General features: G+C 72.9%; 17 protein-coding genes and 1 pseudogene. 10 read left to right on the top strand and 8 right to left on the bottom strand.

The window, feature by feature from the left end:
- The first annotated feature begins 302 nt into the window (after positions 1–302).
- The gene (locus tag VR45_RS17265) at positions 303–3806 is read left to right on the top strand and encodes a S41 family peptidase (RefSeq protein WP_234326009.1); all 3504 of its coding nucleotides are present in this window, start codon (positions 303–305) and stop codon (positions 3804–3806) included.
- A gap of 105 nt (positions 3807–3911) precedes the next feature.
- Entirely contained in the window at positions 3912–4709 is a 798-nt protein-coding gene (locus VR45_RS17260; protein ID WP_052709157.1) for a phosphoribosyl-dephospho-CoA transferase MdcG domain-containing protein, read from the top strand.
- Positions 4710–4898: 189 nt separating this feature from the next.
- On the opposite strand, the gene VR45_RS45685 is transcribed toward VR45_RS17260, so the two are convergent.
- Positions 4899–5111 (bottom strand): hypothetical protein, encoded by a 213-nt coding sequence (locus tag VR45_RS45685; RefSeq protein WP_045940661.1) that lies wholly within the window; start codon positions 5109–5111, stop codon positions 4899–4901.
- Complete coding sequence (locus tag VR45_RS17250; RefSeq protein WP_045940660.1) at positions 5108–5368, bottom strand: hypothetical protein; 261 nt, start codon at positions 5366–5368, stop codon at positions 5108–5110. The genes VR45_RS45685 and VR45_RS17250 overlap by 4 nt, the downstream gene beginning before the upstream one ends.
- A gap of 109 nt (positions 5369–5477) precedes the next feature.
- Here VR45_RS17250 and VR45_RS17245 point away from each other — a divergent pair, with 109 nt between their 5' ends.
- From VR45_RS17245 to VR45_RS17230, 4 genes are all read left to right on the top strand, one after another.
- On the top strand, positions 5478–6311 hold the full coding sequence (locus VR45_RS17245; RefSeq protein ID WP_078896600.1) for a helix-turn-helix transcriptional regulator: 834 nt from the start codon (positions 5478–5480) through the stop codon (positions 6309–6311).
- Complete coding sequence (locus tag VR45_RS17240; RefSeq protein WP_045940659.1) at positions 6304–6507, top strand: DUF397 domain-containing protein; 204 nt, start codon at positions 6304–6306, stop codon at positions 6505–6507. The genes VR45_RS17245 and VR45_RS17240 overlap by 8 nt, the downstream gene beginning before the upstream one ends.
- A gap of 131 nt (positions 6508–6638) precedes the next feature.
- Positions 6639–7127: an NUDIX hydrolase gene (locus tag VR45_RS17235; protein WP_234326008.1), complete on the top strand. Its 489-nt coding sequence runs from the start codon at positions 6639–6641 to the stop codon at positions 7125–7127.
- Between the two features lie 82 nt (positions 7128–7209).
- On the top strand, positions 7210–7416 hold the full coding sequence (locus tag VR45_RS17230; RefSeq protein ID WP_052709155.1) for a DUF397 domain-containing protein: 207 nt from the start codon (positions 7210–7212) through the stop codon (positions 7414–7416).
- Positions 7417–7471: 55 nt separating this feature from the next.
- On the opposite strand, the gene VR45_RS17225 is transcribed toward VR45_RS17230, so the two are convergent.
- From VR45_RS17225 to snpA (VR45_RS17210), 4 genes are all read right to left on the bottom strand, one after another.
- Complete coding sequence (locus tag VR45_RS17225) at positions 7472–9595, bottom strand: phosphocholine-specific phospholipase C (RefSeq protein ID WP_045940656.1); 2124 nt, start codon at positions 9593–9595, stop codon at positions 7472–7474.
- 283 nt (positions 9596–9878) lie between these two features.
- Positions 9879–10550, bottom strand: coding sequence for a pentapeptide repeat-containing protein (locus VR45_RS17220; protein WP_045940655.1), 672 nt, complete (start codon positions 10548–10550; stop codon positions 9879–9881).
- 237 nt (positions 10551–10787) lie between these two features.
- Positions 10788–11420, bottom strand: a complete 633-nt coding sequence (gene snpA, locus VR45_RS17215) for a snapalysin (RefSeq protein ID WP_045940654.1) — start codon at positions 11418–11420, stop codon at positions 10788–10790.
- Between the two features lie 226 nt (positions 11421–11646).
- Entirely contained in the window at positions 11647–12294 is a 648-nt protein-coding gene (gene snpA / locus VR45_RS17210; RefSeq protein ID WP_045940653.1) for a snapalysin, read from the bottom strand.
- Between the two features lie 343 nt (positions 12295–12637).
- On the opposite strand from snpA (VR45_RS17210), the pseudogene VR45_RS17205 reads away from it, so the two are divergent.
- A pseudogene (locus tag VR45_RS17205) lies at positions 12638–13564 on the top strand (LysR family transcriptional regulator); the annotation flags it as partial.
- 224 nt (positions 13565–13788) lie between these two features.
- Here VR45_RS17205 and VR45_RS17200 read toward each other — a convergent pair.
- Complete coding sequence (locus VR45_RS17200; RefSeq protein WP_063772499.1) at positions 13789–14916, bottom strand: low temperature requirement protein A; 1128 nt, start codon at positions 14914–14916, stop codon at positions 13789–13791.
- 660 nt (positions 14917–15576) lie between these two features.
- Complete coding sequence (locus VR45_RS17195; protein ID WP_045940651.1) at positions 15577–17283, bottom strand: ABC transporter family substrate-binding protein; 1707 nt, start codon at positions 17281–17283, stop codon at positions 15577–15579.
- A 392-nt stretch (positions 17284–17675) separates the two neighbouring features.
- Between VR45_RS17195 and VR45_RS17190 the strand changes: the two genes are divergently transcribed.
- From VR45_RS17190 to VR45_RS17180, 3 genes are all read left to right on the top strand, one after another.
- Complete coding sequence (locus VR45_RS17190; RefSeq protein ID WP_045940650.1) at positions 17676–18659, top strand: ABC transporter permease; 984 nt, start codon at positions 17676–17678, stop codon at positions 18657–18659.
- Positions 18660–18774: 115 nt separating this feature from the next.
- A complete protein-coding gene (locus tag VR45_RS17185) occupies positions 18775–19671 on the top strand; it encodes an ABC transporter permease (RefSeq protein ID WP_234326010.1) in 897 nt (298 codons plus the stop codon).
- On the top strand, positions 19668–21499 hold a 1832-nt coding region (locus VR45_RS17180), incomplete at its 3' end, for an ABC transporter ATP-binding protein (protein ID WP_045940648.1). The genes VR45_RS17185 and VR45_RS17180, both read left to right, overlap by 4 nt.

Raw genomic sequence — 21499 nt, 5'->3', positions numbered from 1 at the left:
TCTGCGCATGTGGGGGACTCCTCGCGGAGGCGCGGGTGTGGGGGTGTCCGGGGCATGCCCGGTCGCGCACCGGTGGTGGGGGAACGGTGCGGCCGGGCAGGAGAGTTGGACTAGACCACTGAAGTGGATCCGGCCGTTCGGTGTCAATGGTCCAGACCGGTTCCGGCCCCCGGGAGCGGCAGGTCGGGGCCGGTTCCGGAGGCCGGTTCCGGAGGTGGGACCGGCAGGCCGGGGCGGGTTCCGGGGCCTCGGAACGCTGGGCTCCGGTTGCCGGGCCCGCCCCCCGGCCGAAGCATGGAAGGGTGACGTCGCCCGGCTACCTCCGCCACCCCCACCTGCGCGGGGGCCTGCTGGCGTTCACCGCCGAGGACGACGTCTGGATCGCCCCGCTCGACCCCGACGCCGCCGGCACCGGCCGGGCCTGGCGGATCAGCTGCGACCGCACCCGGGTCAGCCACCCCAGGCTCTCCCCCGACGGCCGCACCCTCGCCTGGACCGGCTGGCTGAGCCTCGCCCCCGAGGTGTGGACCGCCCCCGTCGACGGCGGCGAGGCCCGCCGGCTCAGCCACTGGGGCAGCCAGGACACCCGGCTGCGCGGCTGGCTGCCCGACGGCGAGCTGCTCGCCGTCACCTCCTACCACGAGCCCTTCGGCCACTACACCTGGGCGCACGCCCTGCCCCCCGACGGCAGCCCCGCCCGCCGGATGCCCTGGGGACCGGTCGGCGACGCCCAGGTCGGCCCCGCCCACACCGTGCTGCTCACCGGCGCCGCCCCGCACGAACCCGCCGCCTGGAAGCGCTACCGCGGCGGCGCCACCGGGCGGCTCTGGGTGGACGGCGAACGGATCCTCGCCGACCTCCCCGGACACCTCGCCTCCCCGATGCCGGTCACCGCCGCCGACGGCGACCGGATCGCCTTCCTCTCCGACCACGAGGGCATCGGCAACCTCTACTCCTGCCGCCCCGACGGCACCGGACTGCGCCGGCACACCGACCACGCCTCCTACTACGCCCGCGAGGCCGCCAGCGACGGCACCCGGATCGTCTACCAGCACGCCGGCGACCTCTGGCTGCTGGACGGCCTCGACGCCCCCGCCCCGCACCGGCTGCGCGTCCCGCTCGGCGGCGCCCGGGCCGGCCGCCGCCCGTACCGGGTCCCCGCCGCCTCCCACGTCAAGGACCTCGCCTGCGACCGCACCGGCCGGGCCGGGGTGATCACCGTCCGCGGCAGCCAGTACTGGCTCACCCACCGCGAGGGCCCGGCCCGGGCGCTCGCCGACACCCCCGGCGTCCGCACCCGGCTGCCGGTCGTGCTCGCCGGCACCGGCGAGGCCGGCTGGATCACCGACGCCGAGGGCGAGGACGCCGTCGAGATCGTGCCGCTGCCCGGCCACGAGCAGGCACCCTCCCAGCACGGCCACCGGGTGCTCGCCGCCGGGCGGCTCGGCCGCGTCCTGGAACTCACCGCCGCCCCCGACGGCGCCCTCCTCGCCGCCACCTCCTCCGACGGGCGGCTGCTGCTGATCACCGCCGCCGACGGCACCGTCCGGGAACTCGCCGCCTCCGGCCACGGACCGGTCACCAGCGCCCGCTTCTCCCCCGACTCGCGATGGATCGCCTGGTCCCAGCCCGCCGCGGGACGCTCACTGCGCCGGATCCGGCTCACCCGCACCGACGCGCCCGCGCCGGTCGTCGACGTCACCGACGGCCGGTTCGAGGACGAGCAGCCCACCTTCACCCGGGACGGCCGCTACCTGGCCTTCCTCTCCTGGCGCGGCTTCGACCCCGTGCACGACGTGCACACCGGCGACCTCTCCTTCCCGCTCGGCTGCCGCCCCTACCTCGTCCCGCTCGCCGCCGGCACCCCGTCGCCGTTCGCCGCCCCCGACGAGGAGCCCGCCCCGCACGGCGACGGCGGCGGCGACGGCACCGTCCACGTCGACCCCGAGGGCATCGGCGAGCGGCTGATCCAGTTCCCCGTCCTGGCCGGCAAGTACTCGGCCACCGACGCCGTCCGGGGCGGCCTGGTCTGGCTGCGCTGGCCGATCTCCGGCACCCTCGGCCAGACCTTCACCAACCCCGACGACACCTCCGGCCGACCCTCGCTGGAGTACTACGACCTGGCCCGCGGCAGCCGCTCCACCCTCGCCGACCGGCTCGACGGCTTCGCGGTCTCCGGCGACGGCGGCTCGGTCGCCGTCTACTCGGCCGGCACCCTGCGGATCGTCCCGGTCGCCGCGCCCTCCGGCGCCACCACCGTCGACCTGCGGCGGATCACCCACACCGTGCACCCGGCCGCCGAGTGGCGCCAGTCCTACGCGGAGGCCGCGCGGATCGTCCGGGACCAGTTCTGGGACGAGGGGATGTGCGGACTGGACTGGCCCGCCCTGGTCGCTCAGTACGAGCCGCTGCTGGAACGGATCGCCGGCCCCGACGACTTCGCCGACCTGCTGCGCGAACTCCTCGGCGAACTCGGCACCTCGCACGCCTACGTCACCCCGTCCCGGCGCGGCGAGGGCCCCTCCCTCGCCCAGCAGCCGGTCGGCCTGCTCGGCGCCAACGCCCACCGCTCCCCCGACGGGCACTGGCTGGTCGACCGCATCCTGCCCGGCGAGTCCTCCGACCCGCGCGCCCGCGCCCCGCTCGCCACCCACGGCGTGCACGACGGCGACGAACTGCTCGCCGTCGCCGGGCGCCCCGTCGACCCGGTGCGCGGACCGCTGCCGCTGCTTGCCGGCACCGGCGGGACCAGCGTCGAGCTCACCCTGCGCCGGGGCGGCCCCGACGGCACCGCGCGCCGGATCACGGTCACCCCGCTCACCGACGAACGGCCCATCCGCTACCAGGACTGGGTGGTCAAACGGCGCGCCCTGGTCCGGGAGTTCAGCGACGGCCGGTGCGGCTACCTGCACATCCCGGACCTCGGCGGCTCCGGCTGGGCGCAGTTCAACCGGGACGTGCGGCGGGAGATGGACAAGCCCGCGCTCGTCCTGGACGTACGCGGCAACGCCGGCGGCAACGTCTCCGAACTCGTCCTGGAGAAGCTCACCCGCCGCGTACTGGCCTGGGACTTCAGCCGCGGCCGGGAACCCGTCCGGTGGCCGCGGGACGCGCCGCGCGGGCCGGTGGTGGCACTCGCCGACGAGGCCACCAGCTCGGACGGGGACGTCGTCATCGCCGCGATCCGGCTGCTCGGGCTCGGCCCGGTGGTCGGCAACCGCACCTGGGGCGGCGTGGTCGGCATGACCGGACGGCACCTGCTCGGCGACGGGACGCAGATCTCGGTGCCGAAGAACGCCTCGTGGTTCACCGGCGGGCTCGGCTGGTCGATCGAGAACCGGGGCGTCGAACCGGATGTGCACGTGATCCGCGCGCCCAGGGACTGGGCCGCCGGGCGGTACCCGGAACTGGTGACGGCGGTGCGGCTGGCCCTGGAACTGCTGGAGGACGCGCCGGCCTCGGTGCCGCCGCCCGCGGACACGCCGCGCCCGGACCTGCGGCGGGCCCGCTCCTCGGCCTCCCGCTCGCCGATCGCGGCCGACTCCCTGGCCTCCCGGGCCTTCTCCGCCTCGGTGCCGAAGGCGTCGGCGGCCTCGTCGTGCGCGAGCGCGGCACGCTGGGCGGCGTCGTTCATCGCGGTGCCGTCCTGCTCGGGGCCGCCGCCGATCGAGGACCTGGCCTCCTCGGCGGAGTGCTGCGCCTTGTGGCGGAACCTGTCGAAGATGCCCATGACTCCTCCTCCGGGCGAATTCCGGTTTGCCCCCACTCTCACACCGCAGTGCCGGGCCCGCACCCGCTGGCGTTGAGCCCTTGGTCCCTGGTGGTCGGCGCCGAAAGGCCGTAGCCGGGGCCGGTGGGGCGGAGGAAGGGTGGGAACCGTCAGCCGGTCCCGTCCACCCCAGGAGCCCGCCGTGACCGTCGCCGCCCACCCCCGTGTCCCCCGTCCGAGTGAGGACCCGCACGGCGGCCCGCGCCGGCTGGTCGGCTCGCTGGCCGCACTGGGCGGACGGCTCCCCGGTGTCCACGACCTGCTGCTGATGCAGTGCACCGGCTCCCTGCGGCCCCTCGGCGGCGGCGAACCTCCCGCCTGGGCCCGCCAGGTGCTGCGCGCACACCCCTGGGTCACGGTCGCGCGGGCGCCCGCGGTGGCGGGGTCACCCGTCGACACCCCGCATCCCGTGCGCTGCACCCGGGACGTGTCGGCCGCCACCGAGACCTGGATCCCGGTCACGGTGCGCGGCCCCGAACGCGGACAGCGGCTGGACGCACTGGCACCCCGGGCGGCGGTGGCCCGCACCCTGCGCCCGGAGCAGCTGCCGGACCGGCTCGGGCTGCTGTCCGCCGGGCGGATCGCCGCGATCCCGGCCCTGGCGGTGCTGCCCGCCGCCGGACAGCTGATCACGGACCACCGCCTGGCCTGGGGCCCGATCGGCGCGATCGGCTACGAGCTGGCCACCGGCGAACCGGTCGCAGGCCCGCTGAGCCCCCTGCGGGTAGTGCTGCGCGCCCCGCAGCCGGTCAGCCGCCGCGACGCCTTGCAGTTGCGGCGGGCGCTCAGCAGGCTGCGGGTGCCGCTCCAGGCCGAGTTGGAGACCCGCCACGGCGCGGTAATGCTGGCCGAGTACGCGGCGTCGCCGTTCACGCTGACCCTGCTCACCCCGGACGGCCCCCGGGAGGTCCACGATCCCTGGTTCCCCCGGGAGTTGTGAGACCCCACGCTCGGCGGCCGAGGGCGACCAACGGTTCCTCGAACGGCTGCTCCGCCAGGTAGGCGGCCGACCAAGCGACGCCCCACCGGGCGCACGCCGGACAGTTCCACGTCCGCCCGACCGCGTTGGCGTCGTCGAGCAGGTCGACCGGTGCCCGGCAGTTCGGCGCGGGGCAGGCCGGTGGGTCGGTCACCGGGAACGGACGCGTCCGGGCCGACCGGCCCCGGACGCGTCGGCGCCGAACAGGAGGACGGCGGCGAGCGGCACCAGGCAGGCCGCCAGAACGGCAAGCCTGAGCAGGGTGGGAAGGGGCCGTGTGGCGGCGGCGACCACACGGCCGCCGAGCACGCCGATGACACCGACCGAGGCCAACATGCCGCTGATCGAGCGTTCGCGGTTCACGCGGCCCCCTCATCGACTCTGCGGCGGCCACGGGGCCCGCCGGGAACAACACGGACGGCGAGGGTCGGCCCACCCGGGAGCGGCCGGATCGCGGCGGGGTCGAGCGCCCGCTCGACCCCGCCCCCCACCGGTCTCACATAGGCGAGCCCGCCCTGGGTGTCCATGAAGACGACGTCGTGGCCGGTCGTGAGGTCCTTCACCAGCTCGCCGACCCGGGGGCGGTAGGGAGGTTCGGCGGGGTTCTTCTTGCACGCCACAGCGGCAACTCCGTTCCGTAGTGCGATGACTACCCGATGACGCCAACTGTGATTTAGAGTCGGCGCTGTCTTCAACCTTTCGCCAAGGAAGGAATGGGCATCAACGATCATGAATCGCAAGGAACTTGATCCGGACTCCTCACCTGCCGCCAAGTTCGGCGCGCAGGTTCGCGAGCTACGGGAGGCCCGGGGCTGGACACAGGATCAGCTGGCGACACTCACCGGATACTCGGCCGTCCATGTGTCTGCCGTCGAAACTGGTCGGAAGCCTCCAACCGAGCGATTTGCCCGAAGACTTGACTCCGCATTCGAGACACCGGAACGCTTCGAACGGGAGTGGCGCACTGCGGGTCGACGTGTCCTGTTCGAAGGATTCGGCGACTACCTGCGCAGCGAGGCCGACGCAGTGGCGTTGCGGCTGTTCGAGATCAACATCGTTCCGAGCCTGCTCCAGACCCCGACCTACGCGAGGGCATATCAGGAAGCACGAGTCCGCCGGGGACGGGCGACCCAGCAGCAGGCCGAGGAGCGGCTGACGATGCTGCTGCACCGCCAGCACCGACTCCAGCGGCACCCGGCGCCCCGGGCCCACGCAGTCATAGACGAAGGTTGCCTGCACCGGACAATCGGCGGTCGCGATGTCCTGGTGGAGCAACTCCTGCACCTGGAGGAACTGAGCCTCCGCCCGCAATTCGTCATCCAGGTAAGCCCGTTCTCCCTCGGGGAGGATCGGCCGTTCGCGCATCCCATCACCTTGCTGACCATGCCCAACCGGACCCATGTGGGATATGGCGAGATTCAGGGGCGCGGCTTCCTCCAGCGAGACCTGGAGCCCCTGTCCGAGTGGGCCGGCGAGTACGATCAACTGCAGGTCGAGGCACTGTCCCGGACCGCAAGTCGAGAGTTCATCCGGCGAGTTCGGAGGAGTTTTGAGCATGGTTGACCTGGCGCACATCACGTGGCACAAGAGCAGCTACAGCGCCCAGGAAGGGCAGTGTCTGGAGGTCGCGGACGGGGTCCCCGGCCGAATTCCGGTGCGCGACAGCAAGGACGTCGACGGTCCGGCCCTGATCTTCCCGGCCGAGGCGTGGCGATCCTTCCTCAACGCCGTCCGGGCCGGGGAGTTCGGCGCGGTCTGACGTATCTGCCGGGCCCGCCACCCGCACGACGGGTGGCGGTCCCCGAATCCGTTGCCTTGAGTCGCATCACTCACGCTCGCCGCCGCGAAGGGGAGGGAACGGCAGTGGGAACAACGACACCGGATGACCCGGTGGCATGGGCCGCCTACCTTGCCGAGGGCAACGCCAGGCAGGCCCGGAAACGCGTTGCCGCCGATGTGATCATCAGAGACCCCGTGGGCCGGGTCCTGGTCGTGAACCCCGCCTACAAGCCGGGTTGGGATCTCCCCGGTGGGATGGCAGAGGCAAACGAAGCCCCCGAACTGGCAGCCCGCCGCGAGCTGCGCGAAGAACTCGGCTTGGAGATCCGCACCTGCGGGCTTCTCGTCGTCGATTGGGTACCCCCGCACGGACCGTGGGACGATCAGCTCGCGTTCATCTTCGACGGTGGCGTGATCACCGCCGACCAGGCGGATGCCCTGCACCCCCATGAGGCCGAGCTGACAGAAGCTGCGATGCTCGCACCTGCCGAGGCACGTCAGCTTCTGCGCACTCGGCTTCTGCCTCGTTATGACGCCGCTCTGGCGGCCCTGCAAGACGGGCAGCCCCGCTACCTCAACGACGGACACCCGACTTCCTGAACGGCGGGTTGCCGTCCCGCCGCCGAGCGGCTGATCGCTGGCTACCGGCTCGCCTCCAGGCCGGACGAGAGAAGGAATTGCCATGACCGCAGAGCCTCAGTGGTTCACATCGTCCTACAGCAGCAATGGCGGCGACTGCATCGAGGTCGCACGGAACCTGGTCTCTCGCGCCGATGTCGTACCGGTGCGCGACAGCAAGGACACCAAAGGGCCGGCCCTGACCTTCCCGGCCGAGGCGTGGCAGTCCTTCGTCTCCGCCGTCCGGGCCGGGGAGTTCGGCGCGGTCTGACACTCCTGCCGGGGTCCGCTGCCCGGCGGGCGGGCAGCGGACCACTCCTCCCGCCTCAGCCGCTGACGCTGGCCGTGCCGGTCTCCAGGTGGCCGGTGAAGCGCTGGGACCAGGTGCTGTCGACATTCACCGTCACGGTGAAGTCGTACCAGCCGTTGCTGTAGGCGACGGCGTTGAAGAAGTCCGTCACGCTTCCACCAGCCGGGACCTGGTACGTCCAGGGGCCGTCGGTGCGGTAGTTGGTGGACGCGATGGTGAAAGTCATCGCGGTGGCACCGGTGTTGGTGAGCTTGAAGTACACCGCCGGCTGCCCCGTGCCCGGCTCGACCGCGTAGGAGCAGGTGACGGCCGCGTTCTTGCCGGCCTTGTTGGCGTCGCCCTTGAAGCGGCGGAGGAAGCGGTTGGGGCCGACCACGCTCAGGTCGTACGGGCCGCCGCCGTAGCCGCTGCCGCAGTTGAAGAAGTCGCTCTGGTTGCCGCCGGGGTCGACGGTGTACTGCCAGGGGCCGCCGCCGCGGTAGGCGTTGGCGTACGCGGCGAAGTGGGCGGACTTGGTCGCCACCGCGCCCTCGTTGACCATCTTCAGCCAGACCTTGATCATGCCGCCCGAGCCGTACTCCAGGTGGTCCAGGTTGGCGTTCGGCTGGACCGGCACCGCGCGGGCCGGGCGGGTGCCGGGCTCCTGGGTGGGCAGCTTGTTGTCCACCGGGGACGGGTTGGGCAGCGGGCCGCAGGTCGAGATGCCGATCACCGCGCCGGCCGTGTCGGGCAGCCCGGGCAGGCCGTAGACCGGGTTGGCGAAGTCGAACAGGCCGGTGAGGTCGCCGCAGACGCGCCGGCGCCAGTCACTGATGTTGACGCAGGTGGCGGGCTTGCCGATGGCGGCGGTCCACTTCTCCAGGAAGCGCAGCACCGAGGTGTGGTCGAAGACCTCGGAGGAGACCCAGCCGCCGCGGGTCCACGGGGAGACGGCGATCATCGGGACGCGGAAGCCGAGGCCGAGGTTGGTGCCGCCGTAGAACTCGCCCGGGGTGCCGGCCGGGGCGGCGGGCGGCGGGACGTGGTCGAAGAAGCCGTCGTTCTCGTCGTAGTTGAGGAACAGGACGCTGGAGTTGAAGACGTCCGCGTCCGCGTTGAGCGCGTCGATCACCCGGTGGACGAAGTGCGCGCCGTCGGCCGGGGTGGCGTAGGGGTGCTCGGAGACCTCCTGGTTGGGGACGATCCAGGAGACCTGCGGGAGCGTCCCGGCCAGCACGTCGGCCTTGATCGCGGCGACGATGTCGTCCGGGGTCTTCCCGGTGACCTTGGGGACGGAGCCCATGCCCTTGACGGCGAGCGGGCTGCCGGCCGGCGCGTTGGCGAACTGGGTGAAATAGGCCAAAGCATTGTCGCCGTAGTTGTCGGCGGCGTTCTGGTAGACCTTCCAGCTGACGCCGGCGTTCTCCAGCGCCTCGGCGTAGGTCTGCCAGCGCAGGCCCTTCTCGTCGCCGCCGTCGTAGGCCGGGCCGCCCGCCGCGCCGGTCGGGTCGATCTGGCCGGACCAGTGGTAGGTGCGGTTGGGGCCGGTGGCGCTCAGCATCGAGCAGAAGTAGGCGTCGCAGATGGTCCAGTTCTCGGCGAGCGCGTAGTGGAACGGGATGTCCTGGCGGGTGAGGAAGCCGAGCGGGCGGTTGTTGCCCTTGGCCGCCACCCAGGAGTCCATCTTGCCGCCGTTCCAGGCCCGGTGCTGGTCACCCCAGCCGTGGGCGAGGTCGCCATTGCACTGCGCGAGGCGCTCCGGGTCGGCGCCGCCGGCCGGCTTGGTGAGGCTGAACTGCCACGGGTACTGGCGGCCCAGGCCGTTGGGCTGGTTGAAGACGGAGTAGCCGCCGGCGATCTGGATGGCGGAGCGGTCCGCGAAGCCGCGGACGCCGCGCAGCATGCCGAAGTAGTGGTCGAAGCTGCGGTTCTCCTGCATGAGGATCACGATGTGCCGCGCGTCGGCGATGGTGCCGGTCTGCGACAGCGCCGCCGAGGGGGCACCAGCGGGTACGACGGCGGACGCCCCGGCCGGTACCTCCCCCGGCGTTCCGGCGGCCGGGGCGGCCCCCGCTCCGGTGCTGCCGGCACCGGCCGCGGCGAGGCCCGCGGCGGCGGCACCGGACATGGTCACGAACTTCCTACGACTCAACTCGGCCATCAGCCAAGCCCGTCCCTTCACTGGCGATGTTGTGCACACAACTCGGGGCCACTCGATCGCGCAGCATCTTCCACCCGCCCGGGACGGCCCGGCCAGGGGCCGGGAGCAGGTTTGTCGGACTGTTCTCCCGGCAGTCACCGAACGACCGGGAGCTGAACGCCGGTGCGGGCGGGCTCACACCTCCTCGCCATTTGAACATGTTCAAATGCTGTGCCGCAGTGTTCCCGCCGATCGATCACGGGGGGCCTGCGCGGGCCGGCCCGACCCCGGCCCCGGTCCCGACTCAGTCGTCCTTGACCGTGATGCCCAGGGCCTGGGCGAACTGGGGTGCCAGTTCGAGAAGTTGGGTGGAACTGATCAGGGCGCCGCGCAGGCCCTGGTGGCCGTCGGGGAGGTCGAGGGAGACGGCCCCGCGCAGGTCGACGCCGCTCAGGGTGGCGCCGCGCAGGCGGACCTCCTCCAGGGTGGAGCCGGGGAAGGACACCCCGGTGAGTTTCGCATCGCCGAAGTCGACGTCGCGCAGCAGGCAGTCCTCGAAGACGACGTCGCGCAGGACGGCGGCGCGCAGGTTGACCGCCTCCAGCTTGCAGCCGCGCAGGACCACCCGGCGCAGCGCGGCGCCGTGGGCGGCGATGCCCGCCAGTACGCCGCCGGTGACGGCGCTGTCCTGCCACTCGCTGTCGACGAGGTCGCACGCCACCCAGCGGCCGGCCTGCGACCAGACCTCGTTGAAGCGGGCCTGGCGGAGCTTGACGCCGCTCAGGGCGACACCGGTCAGGGCGCACTCCAGGAAGGTCGCGCCGACGGCCGACTGGTCGGTGTACTCGCCGCCGTCGAAGTGGACGGTGTCGTAGCGGTCGTCGCCGCGCAGCGGACCGCGGTGCGGGACCAGGTGGTCCGCGAACGGCAGGTCCTCCAGGCGGTCGGGGACGAACTGGGGCTTGGACGGCGGCATGGCGGCGGCACCTCGTGGTCGGCGGCGGACTGGTCCTCGTCCGCATGCTCGCACGGGGCACCGACAGTGCCGGGGGGCGGCGGCGCGAGCGGGCGCGGCGGTGGCACGGTGGGGCGCCCACCGCCGGCCCTGCTCAGGTGCGCCTCCAGGACACTCCCTGGGGCGGGAACGCACGTGGGGCGGCCCGGTCGCCGGGGTTCCGGCGACCGGGCCGTCCACTGCGGTGCGGGAGGAGGATCAGCCGGCCAGGCCGTTCCGCCAGAGGGTGTTGACCCGGCTGCGCTCGGTGCTGTTCGGGTTCGGGTTGGTGCAGGAGGTGCCGGGTCCGCCACCGGACATCAGCTCGCTGCACGGGCCGGAGTAGTGGTCCGGCAGGCCGAGCACGTGCCCGGTCTCGTGCGCGACGACGCGCAGCGAGCTGTACTGGCGGTTCTGCGCGTAGTCGAGGAAGACGTAGCCGCGGCCGTGGCCGTCGGTGCTCGCGTACGAACCGCGCGAGTCGTTGCCCTCGTAGTAGCGGAAGTCGGCGGCCGAGCCGGAACGCAGCTGCACGTTGGAGACCGAGCTGTTCCAGATCTGCGCGCTCTGGGATATCTGGTTGCGGAAGGTGGGCGCGCTGCTGGCGTCGTAGGTCACGGTGACCGCGAGCAGGAACGGGTTGGCGGCCTGCTTGGCCCGCGCGGACGCCATGACGGCCTCGAAGAACGCCTTGTTGTTGGCGTCCTCGGTGGGCGAGCCGGCGTAGGCGGAGCCGGAGGCGGTGTAGCCCTGGGTCGGCGCGGCGGCGGCGGTGGTGGTCGGCAGGACGGCCAGGCCGGCGGCGAGCGCCAGACCGACGGCGGCGGAAAACGTGCGCGAGACACGGTTCATGTGGGGGCTCCCGTTCAAGGGCCGAGGGATTGGGGGGTGCTGCGGGTGGGGGTACTGCGGTACTGCGGGTGGGGGTACTTCGGTGGTGCGGGCACGCCGGACCGGCCGGAGGGGCGTCCGGGCGGCGCGCGTCGAGGGGCCGCCCGCCGGACGGGCGGGCCGCGGAGGGTTGACCGGCTGCACAGGGTGGACCGGCCGGTCAGGAGGTCAGGTCGGCAGGTCGACGTCAGCCGGCCAGACCGTTGCGCCAGAGCGAGTTGACCCGGCTGCGCTCGGTGCTGTTCGGGTACGCGTTGGTGCAGGACGGGCCGGGGCCGCCACCGGACATCAGCTCGCTGCACGGGCCCGAGTAGTGGTCCGGCAGGCCCAGCACGTGCCCGGTCTCGTGGGCGGTCACCCGCACCGAGGAGTACTGCTGGTTCTGGGTGTAGTCGAGGAAGATGTAGCCGCGGCCGTGGCCGTCGGTGCTCGCGTACGAGCCGTTGTCCGGGTCGTCGCCCTCGTAGTAGTCGAAGTCGGCGCCGGACCCTTCCTGCAGCCGGACGTTGGCGACCGAGCCGTTCCAGATCTGCGCGCTCCGGGCTATCTCCGCGGCGAAGGAGGGCGCGTTGCTCGCGTCGTAGGTGACCACGACGGCCCGCAGGTACGGGGTGGCGGCCTGCTTGGCCCGCGCGGACTTCATGACGGCCTCGTAGAACGCCCGGTCGTCCGCCTTGCCGGCGCTCTTCGAGGCGGCGCCCGGGGTGTACCCGTGGACGGCGGCCGGACCGGGGGTGGTCACCGGGGCGGCGGTGGCGGCGGCGGGCAGGGCGGCCGTTCCGAGGGCGAGGGCGATTCCGAGCGCGAGGGAAAGCGTTCGCGGCACGCGGTTCATGTGGGGGCTCCGATTCGCGAGTGCGCCGCGGACGGTGGGGGCCGGACCGCGGGCATCGGATGAATGCTTGCTGCCCACAGAGCTTCGGCCAGGCCGGCGGCCCGGCGGATGATGTCAACCGGCGATAGCCCGAACCAATCACCCGCACCCGCCGGGGAGCGCTCCGGGAGATCCGTCCGGAGATCCGTCCGGGAGTCGGCCGGGTGTCGCCCGGGGGTCGTCCGGGAGTCGCCCGGGATCCGGCGGCGCGGTCCGGCGCCCGCGCCCCTGCCGACCCGACAGCCTGTCATGTCCCTGGCGTCATCCCGTTTTGGCCGTTACGCTCCCCTGTGTGGAGCTCGACGTGAGACACCTGAGGGTGCTGTGCGCGATCGCCGACACCGGAAGCCTCCGCAAGGCCGCGCTGCAGCTCGGGATGACCCAGCCGTCGCTCACCACCCAGCTGCACCGCATCGAACGGGCTGTCGGCGGAACGCTGTTCACCCGGGAGCAGACCGGCAGCCGGCCGACCGCGCTCGGCCACTCCGTGCTGTCCAGAGCCAGACCGGTGATCGCCGAGATGGCCGCACTGGTCACCGCCGCGCGCCAGGAGGCCAGGGAGGCCGCCGGCGGCGAGCGGGCCCGCCGGCTGCGCATCGGCAGCGTCGGCAGCCGGGCGGTGGCCGCGTGGCTGCGCCGGGTGCACGAGCGGCTGCCGGAGACCGACACCACGATCCAGATCGACATCTCCGCCAACGCCCTGCTCCGGATGATCGCCGCCGACCAGCTGGACGTCGCCTTCGTGCACGAGAGCGAGGGCTTCCCGGTACGGCTGCCGCCGGACGCCGAGCACCGGGTGCTGCTCGCCCGCGAGCCGCAGTTCGTCGCGCTCACCTCGGGCCATCCGGCGGCCGCGCGGCAGGTGGTCCGGCTGGCCGAACTCGCCGAGGACACCTGGATGGTGGACCCGACCGCCGACCACGAGTACGCCGCCATGCGCCGGGTGTTCCGCGCTGCCGGGCTCAATCCGCGCGTGGTCCAGGTCCGGGACAACGCCACCGCCGCCGAACTCGTCGCCTCCGGCGAGGCGGTCCGCCCCTGCCAGCCGACCTCCCTGCCCGGACCGGGCACCGTCGTCCGGCGGCTGCACGGCGACCCGTTGACCGTGCGACTGCTCCTGGTCTGGCGGCCGCGCGCCCTCCGCCGGCCGGCCCGCGAGGCGCTGTACGAGGAACTGCGGGCGGCCTATCTGGACCTCGCCCAGGCCAGCCCCGCGTACCGGGCCTGGCTGTCCGGGCACGGCGAGGTCCTGCACGGCCTGCTGGGGCCGTCGACGGCCGACCCGCCGCGCGCGGACGGGCCGACCGCGGCGGGCCTCACCACAGCGGCGGGCCTCGCCTCAGCGGCAGGCATCACCGCGGCGGCGGGCCTCGCCACCACCGCAGGAGCGACCGGGACGGGCACCGGCAACAGGACGAACGGCTCCACCGCCCCGGCCGGCCCGGTCGCGCTCGCTCAGCGCTCCCTGGCGTGCAGCGCCACCCCGACCGCCACCGTCAACGCCGTCACCAGGCCAGCCAGCAGGACCCCGGAACCGCCCGCCGCCGTACAGGCGAGCACCGCCACCGAGGCCGCCGGCAGCAGCACCTGAGCCGCGCCGGTCTTGACGTGCCGGGAGTGCAGCGCCCACACGGTGACGAGGTAGAGCGCGGTCGGCACGGTCACCGTCGCGGTGGCGGCCGTCTCGGACACGTGCGCCTTGTGCACCGCCGATTCGACCGCCACCTCCAGGCCGGAGCCGATCGCCGCCGCCGCGCCGAAGACCAGGTAGTGGCCGTACCCCCAGAGGAAGGCCTGCCGGTTGGAGCGGAGGTGGTCGTGGACCGGCCGGGCGAAGTAGATCCACCAGGCCGAGAAGCAGATCAGCAGACCGCCGGCCGCGACCGGCAGCAGCCGGGTCAGCCCCTCGTGCTCGTCCACCGCGGACTGCACGGCGACGGTCGCCGCCGCCACCGTCTCACCGAGCACGATCAGCGTGAACAGGCCGTACCGCTCGGCGATGTGGTGCGGGTGCCAGGTGGTCTGCATCCGCAGCTCGGCCACCACCGGCACGGACAGCTCGGCCAGGATCCCGATCGGGATCACCATCGCCCGGACGTCGTGCGGGAGCACCAGCACCACGGCCCAGCCGATCTGGCAGAGGGTGATCCCGGCGGCGTAGCGCAGCGCCACACCGCGCGCCGGCCCCTCCTCGGCGGCCGCCGCGCGCAGCCACTGGGTGACCATCGCCAGCCGCATCACCACATAGCCGACCACCGACAGCACGATGTCCTGGTCCGCGAAGAGCCGCGGCACCCCGGCCGCGAGGATCAGCACACCGGCGATCTGGACCAGGGTGGTGACCCGGTACGGCACGTCGTCGCAGTCGTAGGCGGAGGCGAACCAGGTGAAATTCATCCAGGCCCACCAAATTGCGAAGAATGCGAAGAAATAGCCGGTCAGCCCGTCGCCCCAGTGGCCTTCGGCGAGGTCGTGGGCCAGCTCCCGGCCGGCCTGGCCGACGGCGACCACGAAGCAGAGGTCGAAGAAGAGTTCCAGCGGGGTGGCGACCCGGTGCGGCTCCTCCCGGCTGCGCGGCACCATCCGGCGCACCGGGCGCGGGTCGGCGTAGTGCGGGTGCGGGCCGGCGTGGTGCGGTGGGGGGACTGCGGCGGACTCGCTGCTCATCGACGGTTCTCCGGGCTCCGGACGGGCGGGCTGACCCGCCGCATCCTGGCAGCGCGCGGGGCCCCGCGCACGCACCGTCGCCCGCTCCGGCGCGGTCGGCGGAGCGCTCCGATTGCCCCGCAACAGCCCGATTTGCCCTGGCGTCAGCGAGAGTTGACGCCTCGGTGCGCGAACCGGGTGACAGCACGGCGGGTTTCCGGGCGCGCCCCGCGCGGTAGGGCGCGAGGGCCCGGACCGCCCCGCTAGATTCGTCCCGGTTCGAAGCGAGCGGGGTCCGGGGACGGGCCTCCACGACACGGGCGGCCTGCGGGCATCGCGGAAGGTCAAGGCGGGTGGCAGGACAGCGGGGGCGGCAATGCCGGTACCCCCGTGTCCGTACCACCGGCCTCGTGATCACCGCGCTGCTCGCCAGCGCCTGCCGTGCGCTCGCCGGCCTCCGCCGCGCACCCGCCCCACCGCCAGAAGCCGCACCGCCCGAAGCGGCACCGACAGAAGCCCCACCGCCGGAAGCGGCACCGCCGGTAGCCGCACCGCCGGAAGCCCCACCGACGGCGGCCCCCGCCCCGACCCCGGCGGCTACTTCTCCCAGCCGACCTTGGTGTAGTCCACACTCGCCAGACCGAAGGCGCCGTAGTTGGCGAGCCCCTTGCGGGCCGCCACCACGGTCGGCCGCTGGTACAGCTCGAAGGTGTGGCCGAGCTCCCAGATCTTGGCGTCCGCCTGGTTGTAGAGCTTCGCGGCCTCCACCGGGTCGATCGTGCCGGCCGCCTTCTTCAGCAGCCCGTCGATCTCCTCGGTGCCCAGCTTGGAGTAGTTGCCGAACACGTTGTCGCCCTGCGGCAGCCGGAAGTTGGTCAGGCTGCTGGAGAGCGGGAACGAGTCGGTGTTGCGCCAGCTGGCGATGTCCCACTTGCCGGGGTTGACGTACTTGGTGAAGAAGTCGTTGGCGGCGACCTTGTCGACCTCCACCTTGACCCCGGCCTGCAGCCACATCGCCTGGGCGGCGGTGGCGAGGTCGACCTGGGCCTGCGGGGTGGACTCGTTGAGCACCCAGTGCAGGGTCAGCGACTGGCCGTCCTTGGTGCGCGGCTGGCCGCTGCCGGCCTCCTTCCAGCCCGCCTCGTCCAGCAGCTTCTTCGCCGCGGGCACGTCGAACTTCGCCCACTCGCCGGAGTTGTCCTGGTAGCCGGCCTGGTTGGGCATGAAGATGTGGTTGCCGAGCGGCTTGAACTCGACCGGCACACCGTTGTTGGCGATCTTGATGAGCGCGCTGCGGTCCAGCGCCTTCCCGAGCGCCTGGCGCACCTTCTGGTCCGCCAGCGCGCCACCGCCGCCGAAGGAGATGTGCACCTCGTCCCAGGGGCTGGCCGAGCGGATCACCGCGTCCTTGGCGTCCTTGAGCTGCCCGTAGGCGGTGGCGGTGCCGGCCGTGGCGTAGTCGATCTCGTTGTTGAGGAAGGCCTGGGTGGTCGCGGACTGCGACATCACCCGGAAGACGATCCGCTCCGCCTTGGGCTTGGCGCCCCACCAGTTCGGGTCCGGGACGAGGGTCAGGGTCTGCGCGGTCTTGTCGGCCGAGCCGATCTTCAGCGCGCCCGCGGTGATCGGGAGCTTCTCCACCCAGCCCTTGTTGAAGTCGTCGGCGGTGGCGATGCCGGCGGCCGGGATCAGCGGGCGGAAGAGGTTCTGCCAGTCCGCGTAGGTCTCGGAGAAGGTCACCTTGACCTCGGCCGGGTCGGCGCCCTGCTCGACGCCGGAGATCAGCTCGTAGCCGGCCGAGTCGGCGATGTTGTAGCCGTCCTTCTTGCCGTTGCTGGCTTCCCAGTCGGCCTTGAAGTCGAGGTAGCTCAGCGGCTTGCCGTCCGACCACTTGGCCTTCGGGTTCAGCTTGTAGGTGACCACCTGCGGCGAGGTCGAGGTGACCTTGGCGTCCACCAGGTAGTCGGCGTTCGCCTTGAAGGTGCCGGTCTCGTCGGTGCTGAAGAGGTCCGGCTCGACGGTGCGCATGATCTCGACCGCGTCGCCGTACCGGCCGTCCACCTGGAACGGGTTCCACTGGGTGATCCACTGGTAGAGCGGGAAGCGGACCTCGCCGCCGTCGCGGATCTGGTCCACCGTCTTGGCGTTGATGTCGATGGACCCCTGCCCCGGCGCCGCGCTCTTCACCGCCGTGTCCGCCGAGCCACCACCGCCGGAGCTGCACGCGGTGGCCGCGAGGGCGACGGCGAGAGCGAGGACGGCGGCGCGGCCGAGTCGGCGCGCAGGCGTGGCGGAATCGTGCATGAGGGTTCCCCCCGTGAGGTCCGGCGAGTGGTGACAGATGAGCGTCGCGAGGTGTGGCGAGGCTTGAGCGTGGGCAGCCAAGTCGGTGCCGGGGACCGAACGTAACAGCCGATCAGGAGGAGTACCAGGGGGCGTGGTGGACACCTGATCCAAACGAAACGGGGCGCAACACGGCCGCAATACCGCGGCCGCGCACCGGTGCCAGACTCTGACCTGCGAGCTTTCCTGACCACGGTCAAGAAGGCGGCCGGGACCACCCGAAACCCACCCGCTCACCCCCGGCGCCCCCGGCACCCTCACCACGGCGCCCCGCTCCCCCACCCCCGACCCGAAGGCCACCCTCCGATGCCCACCAGACGCGTCGGCCCCGCCCCCACCCCGGGCGGCCGTTGATGCTCCGTTATCTGACCAAGCGCTTCGCCTACTACGCCGTCCTGCTGGTCGCCGCCGTCTTCCTGGCGTACGCGCTGGCCGGCGCCGCGCTGCAGCCGCGCGTCTACTTCGAGGCGAAGGTGCCGCGCCCGGCCGCCGCCTCGGTCGAACGCCAGCTCACCGACCTCAATCTGAACGACCGCACCCCGGTCGTCGAACGGTTCGGGCACTGGGCGGGCGACCTGCTGCTGCACGGCGACCTCGGCCGCACCATCCACGACACCCCGGTGATGGACGACTTCCGCCGCCGGGTCTGGGTGTCGCTGCGGCTGCTGCTGATCGGCAGCCTGCTCGGCATGGTGCTCGGCGTCGCCGCCGGGGCGTGGAGCGCCGTGCGCCAGTACCGGATCTCCGACCGGCTGCTGACCGTGCTCTCCTTCGTCCTGCTCTCCACCCCGGTGTTCCTGGTCGCCCTCTTCCTCAAGAACGGCGCCATCGCCGCCAAGGACGCCGTCGGCCACGAGGTCGTCCCGTTCACCGGGTACGAGACCCCCGGCCTGAGCGGCGGCATCGGCGCCCACCTCGCCGACTGGGCGCTGCACCTGCTGCTGCCCACCCTCTCGCTGGCGCTCGGCGGCCTCGCCACCTACAGCCGCTACCAGCGCGGCACCATGCTCGACGTGCTCGGCTCCGACTACCTGCGCACCGCCGAGGCCAAGGGCCTCACCCGGGGCCGCGCCCTGGTCAAGCACGGGCTGCGGACAGCGGTGATCCCGATGTCGACGATGTTCGCGTACAGCTTCCTCGGCATCTTCACCGGCGCCGCGTTCACCGAGACCATCTTCGGCTGGCACGGCATGGGCGAATGGTTCATCCAGTCCGTCAACGAGCAGGACGTCAACGCGGTCGTCGCGGTCAACCTGTTCGCGGCGGTCGTGGTGCTCGCCTCCGGCTTCCTCGCCGACACCCTGCACGCCGCCCTCGATCCGCGCGTGCGGTCCTGAACCGAGGAGAGCCTTCTTGACCGCCGTCATCGCGGAGTCCGCCGGCCCCGCCGAGCCCACCGGACCCGGTTCCCCCGCCGCACCCACCGCACCCGGACCGACCGGCCGGGGGCGGATCGTCCTCGCCCGGCTGCTCGCCGCCCGCTGGGCGGTGGTCGGCGTGGTCATCGTCCTGCTGCTGTTCCTGCTCGCCTTCGGCGGCGGGTTCCTCACGCCCTGGGACTACGCCACCCCCGACTACGGCGCGCTGCGCCAACCGCCCTCGGGCACCCACTGGTTCGGCACCAACGGGGTCGGCCAGGACGTCTTCGCGCAGACGATCCGCGGACTGCAGAAGTCGCTGGTCATCGGCCTGCTGGTGGCGCTCTTCTCGACCGTGCTGGCCTCCCTGGTCGGCGCCTGCGCCGGCTACTTCGGCGGCTGGACGGACCGGCTGCTGATGTTCCTGGTCGACCTCATGCTGGTCTTCCCGAGCTTCCTGGTCATCACGATCGTCTCGCCCCGGCTGAAGGGCGCCGGCTGGCTCGCCTTCGTGTTGCTGCTCGCCCTGTTCAACTGGATGATCACCGCCCGGGTGGTCCGCTCGATGACCATCTCGCTGCGGGAGCGGGAGTTCGTGCGCGCCGCGCAGTTCATGGGCGTCCGTCCGCTGCGGATCATCGCCCGGCACATCCTGCCGAACGTCGCCTCCTTCCTCATCATCGATGCCACGATCGCGGTCGGCGGCGCCGTGATGAGCGAGACCGCGCTCTCCTACTTCGGTTTCGGCGTCAAGGCACCGGACGTCTCGCTCGGGACCCTGCTCGCCGCCGGCACCAGCGAGGCCCCGGTCTTCCCCTGGCTGTTCTACTTCGCCGCCGGACTGCTGGTGCTCTTCGTCCTGTCGGTCAACCTGATCGGCGACGGGCTGCGGGACGCGCTCGACCCCACCTCGGACGCCGCCCGGCGGCCCCGGCGGCCCCGCCGGTCCCGTGCCCGTGTCCGTGCCACGACGAAGAGGACCAGCGCGTGACCACCACCGCCACGACCACCACCACCGGGACCCCGCTGCTGCGCGTCCGCGACCTGCGGGTCGACTTCACCGGCCCGCGCGGCTCCGCCCCCGTCCCCGCCGTGCGCGGCGTCGACCTCACCCTGCACCGGGGCGAGACCCTCGGCATCGTCGGCGAGTCCGGCTCCGGAAAGTCCGTCACCGCGCTGGCCGTGCTCGGCCTGCTGCCCGGCACCGCCCGGGTCCGGGGCTCGGTCCGGCTGGACGACCGCGAGCTGATCGGCCTGCCCGGACGCGAGCTGGCCGCCGTCCGCGGCCGCCGGATCGCCATGGTGTTCCAGGACCCGCTCTCCGCCTTCACCCCCGTCTACCGGATCGGCGACCAGCTCGTCGAGGCGCTGCGGATCCACCGGCCCGGCCTCGACCGCGCCGCCGCCCGCAAGCGGGCCGCCGAACTGCTCGACCTGGTCGGCATCCCGGCCCCCGACCGCGCCCTCGACAGCTTCCCGCACGAGTTCTCCGGCGGCATGCGGCAGCGCGCCATGATCGCCATGGCCGTCGCCAACGACCCCGACGTGCTGCTCGCCGACGAACCCACCACCGCCCTGGACGTCACCATCCAGGCGCAGGTGCTCGACGTGCTGCGCACCGCCCGCCGCGAGACCGGCGCCGCGCTCGTCCTGGTCAGCCACGACCTCGGGGTGATCGCCGGGATGGCCGACCGGGTCGCGGTGATGTACGCGGGCCGGGTGGTCGAGACGGCGGGCGTGGACGAGCTGTTCGCCGCGCCGCGCCACCCGTACACCCTGGGCCTGGTCGGGGCCGTCCCCCGGCTGGACGGGAGGCGCGGACCGCTGGTGCCGATACCCGGCACGCCCGCGCCGATGGCCGAGCTGCCGCCGGGCTGCCCGTTCGCCGCCCGCTGCCCGCTGGTCGAGGACCGCTGCCGCACGGCCGAACCGCCGCTGACCGGCGACGGGACGGCGGCCGGCGGCGACGGCGGCCCGACCGGCCACCTGGCGGCCTGCGTCCGGGCCGGCGAGCTGGCCGAACGGCGGCCCGCGCCCACCGAGGTCTACCCCGTTCCCGAACTCCCCGCCGCGTCGGCCGCCGCACCCGTCCCCCGGGAGCAGCGCCCGCCGGTCCTGGAGGTCGAGGGGCTCACCAAGACCTTCCCGCTGCTCAAGGGCACCGTGTTCAAGCGCCGGATCGGCTCGGTCCACGCGGTGGACGGCGTCGAGCTGTCGATCCGGGAGGGCGAGACCCTCGGCCTGGTCGGCGAGTCCGGCTCCGGCAAGTCCACCACCCTGTTCGAGCTGCTGCGCCTGGCCGCCCCCGAGTCCGGACGGATCGAGCTGCTCGGCCGGGACACCGCCGCGCTCTCCCGCGCCGAGGCCCACCGGATGCGGTCCGATCTGCAGATCGTCTTCCAGGACCCGATGGCCAGCCTGGACCCCCGGATGCCGGTCGGCGACATCGTCGCCGAACCCCTGCGCGCCCAGCGGGCCGCGAAGGACGAGATCGCCCGCCGGGTGCCCGAGCTGCTCCGCCAGGTCGGCCTCGACCCGGCCCACGCCGTCCGCTACCCGCACCAGTTCTCCGGCGGGCAGCGGCAGCGGATCTCGATCGCCCGCGCGCTGGCCGTCCGGCCCCGGCTGCTGGTCCTGGACGAGCCGGTCTCCGCACTGGACGTCTCGATCCAGGCCGGGGTGCTCAACCTGCTCCAGTCCCTCAAGGCGGAGCTGGGCCTCTCCTATCTCTTCGTCTCGCACGACCTCTCGGTGATCCGGCACCTCGCCGACCGGGTGAGCGTGATGTACCTGGGGCGGACGGTCGAACAGGGCGAGGT

Source organism: Streptomyces sp. NRRL S-495, assembly GCF_000966955.1.
In the GTDB taxonomy this organism is placed as follows: Bacteria; Actinomycetota; Actinomycetes; order Streptomycetales; family Streptomycetaceae; genus Kitasatospora; species Kitasatospora purpeofusca.
This window is presented reverse-complemented; position numbering and strand designations above follow the sequence as displayed.

Excerpts from the sequence above, each read along its gene's own strand:
- VR45_RS17245 (WP_078896600.1), top strand. The coding sequence starts at position 5,478 with ATGAATCGCAAGGAACTTGATCCGGACTCCTCACCTGCCGCCAAGTTC.
- VR45_RS17240 (WP_045940659.1), top strand. The coding sequence starts at position 6,304 with ATGGTTGACCTGGCGCACATCACGTGGCACAAGAGCAGCTACAGCGCC.
- VR45_RS17230 (WP_052709155.1), top strand. The coding sequence starts at position 7,210 with ATGACCGCAGAGCCTCAGTGGTTCACATCGTCCTACAGCAGCAATGGC.
- VR45_RS17225 (WP_045940656.1), bottom strand. The coding sequence starts at position 9,595 with ATGGCCGAGTTGAGTCGTAGGAAGTTCGTGACCATGTCCGGTGCCGCC.
- VR45_RS17220 (WP_045940655.1), bottom strand. The coding sequence starts at position 10,550 with ATGCCGCCGTCCAAGCCCCAGTTCGTCCCCGACCGCCTGGAGGACCTG.
- snpA (WP_045940654.1), bottom strand. The coding sequence starts at position 11,420 with ATGAACCGTGTCTCGCGCACGTTTTCCGCCGCCGTCGGTCTGGCGCTC.
- snpA (WP_045940653.1), bottom strand. The coding sequence starts at position 12,294 with ATGAACCGCGTGCCGCGAACGCTTTCCCTCGCGCTCGGAATCGCCCTC.
- VR45_RS17200 (WP_063772499.1), bottom strand. The coding sequence starts at position 14,916 with ATGGTGCCGCGCAGCCGGGAGGAGCCGCACCGGGTCGCCACCCCGCTG.
- VR45_RS17195 (WP_045940651.1), bottom strand. The coding sequence starts at position 17,283 with ATGCACGATTCCGCCACGCCTGCGCGCCGACTCGGCCGCGCCGCCGTC.
- VR45_RS17190 (WP_045940650.1), top strand. The coding sequence starts at position 17,676 with ATGCTCCGTTATCTGACCAAGCGCTTCGCCTACTACGCCGTCCTGCTG.